Source organism: Nocardia sp. NPDC058666, assembly GCF_042714895.1.
Lineage (GTDB): Bacteria > Actinomycetota > Actinomycetes > Mycobacteriales > Mycobacteriaceae > Nocardia.
This window is the reverse complement of the sequence record NZ_JBHXRY010000035.1, coordinates 1-4,019: the sequence shown is the minus strand read 5'-3', so window position 1 is coordinate 4,019 and position 4,019 is coordinate 1. Positions and strand designations below refer to the sequence as shown.

General features: G+C 70.1%; 5 protein-coding genes and 1 pseudogene. All 6 read left to right on the top strand.

Going from position 1 to position 4,019, the window contains the following annotated elements; genetic code table 11:
- Window positions 1–33 precede the first annotated feature (33 nt).
- Window positions 34–624, top strand: a complete 591-nt coding sequence (locus ACFWVD_RS28035) for a hypothetical protein (RefSeq protein WP_379247836.1) — start codon at window positions 34–36, stop codon at window positions 622–624.
- Between the two features lie 51 nt (window positions 625–675).
- Entirely contained in the window at window positions 676–1,134 is a 459-nt protein-coding gene (locus ACFWVD_RS28030) for an Rrf2 family transcriptional regulator (RefSeq protein ID WP_030390951.1), read from the top strand.
- A gap of 109 nt (window positions 1,135–1,243) precedes the next feature.
- Complete coding sequence (locus ACFWVD_RS28025; RefSeq protein ID WP_379247834.1) at window positions 1,244–1,390, top strand: putative leader peptide; 147 nt, start codon at window positions 1,244–1,246, stop codon at window positions 1,388–1,390.
- A 290-nt stretch (window positions 1,391–1,680) separates the two neighbouring features.
- Window positions 1,681–2,790 carry an aliphatic sulfonate ABC transporter substrate-binding protein gene (locus ACFWVD_RS28020; RefSeq protein WP_379247832.1) on the top strand — a complete coding sequence of 370 codons (1,110 nt, stop codon included), beginning with the start codon at window positions 1,681–1,683 and terminating at the stop codon, window positions 2,788–2,790.
- Between the two features lie 34 nt (window positions 2,791–2,824).
- Window positions 2,825–3,619: an ABC transporter ATP-binding protein gene (locus ACFWVD_RS28015; protein ID WP_030386016.1), complete on the top strand. Its 795-nt coding sequence runs from the start codon at window positions 2,825–2,827 to the stop codon at window positions 3,617–3,619.
- Window positions 3,606–4,019: pseudogene (locus ACFWVD_RS28010) on the top strand (hypothetical protein); the annotation flags it as partial. The gene ACFWVD_RS28015 and the pseudogene ACFWVD_RS28010, both read left to right, overlap by 14 nt.

Here is a 4,019-nt window from a genome sequence, read left to right as displayed (position 1 = left end):
CCGTAGGCCTGGGTTCTGCCCTGTTGGCGGGCAATGTTTCGCCGCGGGAACGGCGGTTGGTCCCGGCCTGAATGGTCGGGCCGGAATCACCGCGGGGTACTGGGCCGCCGCCCGCACGACGAGGAGTCGACGGCGCCGTTCACCGCGCTCGCCGAGCCGGCGCTGCGGCTCGCCCTGTGCCACGTCGGCCTCGGCATCGCCGAGGGCGCCCTCACCGAAGCCCGCGATCTCAGCAGGGGCGGCCGCGCCCACCGGCTGCCCGGTGAGGACCCGGACCTCTTCCTGACCTACGGGGAACTCGCCTCCGCCGCCCAGACGGCCACCGCCGTGGTCGACCGGGCGACGGAGGTCATGGCACAGGCCCTCGCCACGGGTGCGCAGCTCGATGCCGAGGTACCGGCGGGCGTCGCCGCCCTGGTCGCCACGGCCGAGACCGTGATGTCGAGGGCAGCCCTGCACATCACCGCCCGGGTGCTGGAGCTCGCCGACGCGCCCGGCCTGGACCGGTTCTGGCGCAACGCCCGGGTCCTGACGGCCCACCGCCCGGTCGCACACCGCCTGCGCTCCATCGGCGAGCACTACCTCAACGGCTCCCACCACCCGGTGGCAGCGGCCTTCCACTGACCCGCGGGGCCTCGGCCGACACCGGCCCGGTCCATGCCCGATAATGGCCCTATGCGGATCTCAGCCAGGGCGGACTATGCGGTACGGGCCGCGCTGCAGCTCGCCGCGTCACAGGATGACGGGCCGGTGAAGGCCGAAGCCATCGCCGATGCCCAGGACATCCCGCACAAGTTCCTCGAGGGCATCCTCAACGACATGCGCCGAGGCGGGCTCGTCCTCAGCCAACGCGGCGGCAACGGCGGCTACCGGCTGGCCAAGCCCGCCGGGTCCATCAGCATCGCGGATGTGATCCGCGTCGTGGACGGACCGCTCGTCTCGGTGCGCGGGGTACGCCCACCGGACCTGTCCTACACCGGCCCCGCCGAGTCCCTGCTCCCCCTGTGGATCGCCCTGCGGGCCAACGTGCGCGAGATCCTCGACGGCGTGTCCCTCGCCGACGTCGCGTCGTCCGAGCTGCCCCCCGTCGTATCGGCGCTGGCCGAAACCCCCGGGGCCTGGACCAATCCCTGACCTCCTGCCGCCAGTGCAGACCCTGCCCCACCTGCGCGTTCTCAAATAACGAGAACATAGAGTCCAACATGCGGTCACCCTCTTGGGGCGGGTGCCGACCTCTGCCAAGATGCCTACCAACCAGGTGGGAAAACTAGGAATGAGGGAGGGAGCGACCGTGCGAACCGTGCACCACGCAGGCCGGACGCTGCCTCTGACCTCCCGTCGCCACATCGACCTGGTCCGTACCTCCAGCGCCATCTGTCAGCCCGGCTGACACCCTTCACCGGGCCCCGTCTCCGCGCAGAGCGCCATGAGCGACGAGCCACGAGCCACCGTTCCGGTGCGCTCTCCGCCGGCCGGGCGGGCCCCTTCGGCCGACCTCACCGACCGCGCGCCTTCGAGCGCGCGCCTTCGAGCGCGCGCCTTCGAGCGCGGGCGTCCGAAACCTCCGTGCCTTCACCTCGCCGACGGCCGGGAGCCGATGTCCCGTACGCCGGCGGCTCCGCGCCGCTCCATCTCCGTATCGCCCCGAACCTGCACACCATCCCGTGAAAGGACACCCCCGTGTCTGCCGCAAGACCGCTCCCCCTCCTGCGCGCCATCGCCGTCACAGCCGCGCTTCCCCTGCTGCTCACCGCCTGCGGCTACGGTTCCGAGGCGAAGAAGGACGACGACAAGGCCCAGGTCGCGGCCACCGGCGACAAGAAGCTGTCGGCCTCCGAGGTCCGTATCGGCTACTTCCCGAACCTGACGCACGCCACCGCGCTGGTCGGCCTCCAGGAGGGCCTGATCGAGAAGGAACTGAACGGCACCAAGGTCAAGCCGCAGTCCTTCAACGCCGGCCCGTCCGAGATCGAAGCCCTCAACGGCGGCTCTCTCGACATCGGCTTCATCGGCCCCTCGCCCTCGATCAACGGCTACGTCAAGTCCAAGGGCCCCAACCTGCGCATCATCTCCGGCTCCGCCTCCGGCGGCGTCAAGCTCGTCGTGAACCCGGACAGGATCAAGACCCTCGACGACCTCAAGGGCAAGAAGATCGCCACCCCGCAGAAGGGGAACACCCAGGACGTCGCCTTCCTCAACTGGATCTCCGAGAAGGGCTGGACGGTCGACCCCGAGTCCGGCAAGGGCGACGTCTCCGTCGTCCGCACCGACAACAAGGTCACCCCCGACGCCTTCAAGCAGGGCTCCATCGACGGCGCCTGGGTACCCGAGCCCACAGCCTCCAAGCTCGTATCCGACGGCGGCTCCGTCCTCCTCGACGAGACCGCCCTGTGGCCCGACAAGAAGTTCGTCATCACGAACATCATCGTGTCGCAGAAGTTCCTCAAGGAGCACCCCGACGTCGTCGAGGCCGTCCTCAAGGGCACCGTGAAGACCAACGAGTGGATCAACGCCAACCCGGACAAGGCCAAGGCCTCCGCGAACGCGAAGCTCGAGGCGGACAGCGGCAAGGCCCTCGACGCGAAGGTCCTCGACCCGGCGTGGCCCAGCATCGCCATCACCGACGACCCGCTGGCCTCCACCCTCAAGACCCAGTCCGAGTGGGCCGTCAAGGCCAAGCTCATCGAGCAGCCCGACCTCGCCGGCATCTACGACCTCACGCTCCTGAACAAGGTCCTCAAGGCCGCCGGCAAGCCCGAGGTCTCCGACGCCGGCCTCGGCGCCAAGTAACCCCGTAATCCAGCAATCCCAGGAGGTGACGACCATGGCCACCACGTTCGCCGAGGCTGCCGAGGGCTCCGTCGCGGAGCGTTCGCACGCCGCCCGCATCGAGCACGTATCGAAGTCCTTCTCCGGCCCGGCCGGATCGCAGCTCGTCCTGGACGACATCAGCCTCGATGTCGCTCCCGGCGAGTTCGTCACCATCCTGGGCGCCTCGGGGTGTGGAAAGTCCACGCTGCTGAACCTGGTCGCGGGTCTGGACAAGCCGTCCGCGGGGTCCATCGAGACCCCCGGCGGCCGTCCGGCGCTGATGTTCCAGGAGCACGCCCTCTTCCCGTGGCTGACCGCGGGCAAGAACATCGAACTCGCCCTGCGCCTGCGCGGGGTGGCCAAGGCCGACCGCCGCCCGGAGGCCGAGCGGCTGCTGGAGCTGGTCCGGCTCGGCGGCTCGTACGGCAAGCGCGTGCACGAGCTGTCCGGCGGTATGCGCCAGCGCGTGGCCCTGGCCCGGGCGCTCGCCCAGGACAGCCAGTTGCTGCTGATGGACGAGCCGTTCGCGGCGCTCGACGCCATCACCCGGGACGTGCTGCACGGCGAGCTCACCCGTATCTGGGACGAGACGAACCTGTCCGTCCTGTTCGTCACCCACAACGTGCGCGAGGCCGTCCGCCTCGCCCAGCGCGTGGTCCTGCTCTCCTCCCGGCCCGGCCGGGTCGCGAAGGAATGGACCGTGGACATCCCGCAGCCGCGCCGCATCGAGGACGCGGACGTCGCGGAACTGTCCCTCGAGATCACTGAACACCTGCGTGGGGAGATCCGCCGCCATGGCCAGCACTGACACCACCTCGAAGGCCACGGGCAAGAGCGACGACCTGGCCGGCCTGGAGGCGGGCCTCGACGCCCTCGACGCGGTCCACACCCACCGCACCCCGGTCCGCGAGATCCTCCTGAAGAAGGTCTTCCCGCCGGTCCTGGCCGTGAGCCTCGTGCTCATCGTCTGGCAGGTCCTGGTGGCGACCGAGGTCACCGAGGAGACCAAGCTGCCCGCGCTGTCCGCGGTGTGGGACAGCCTGTCCGACATGTGGGTCAAGGGCACGCTGCTGGAGGTCATCTGGACCAGCGTCTCCCGCGGCCTGCTCGGCTTCCTGCTGGCCCTGGCCATCGGCACCCCGCTCGGCCTGCTCGTCGCCCGGGTGAAGTTCGTCCGCGCCGCGATCGGCCCCATCCTCTCCGGGCTC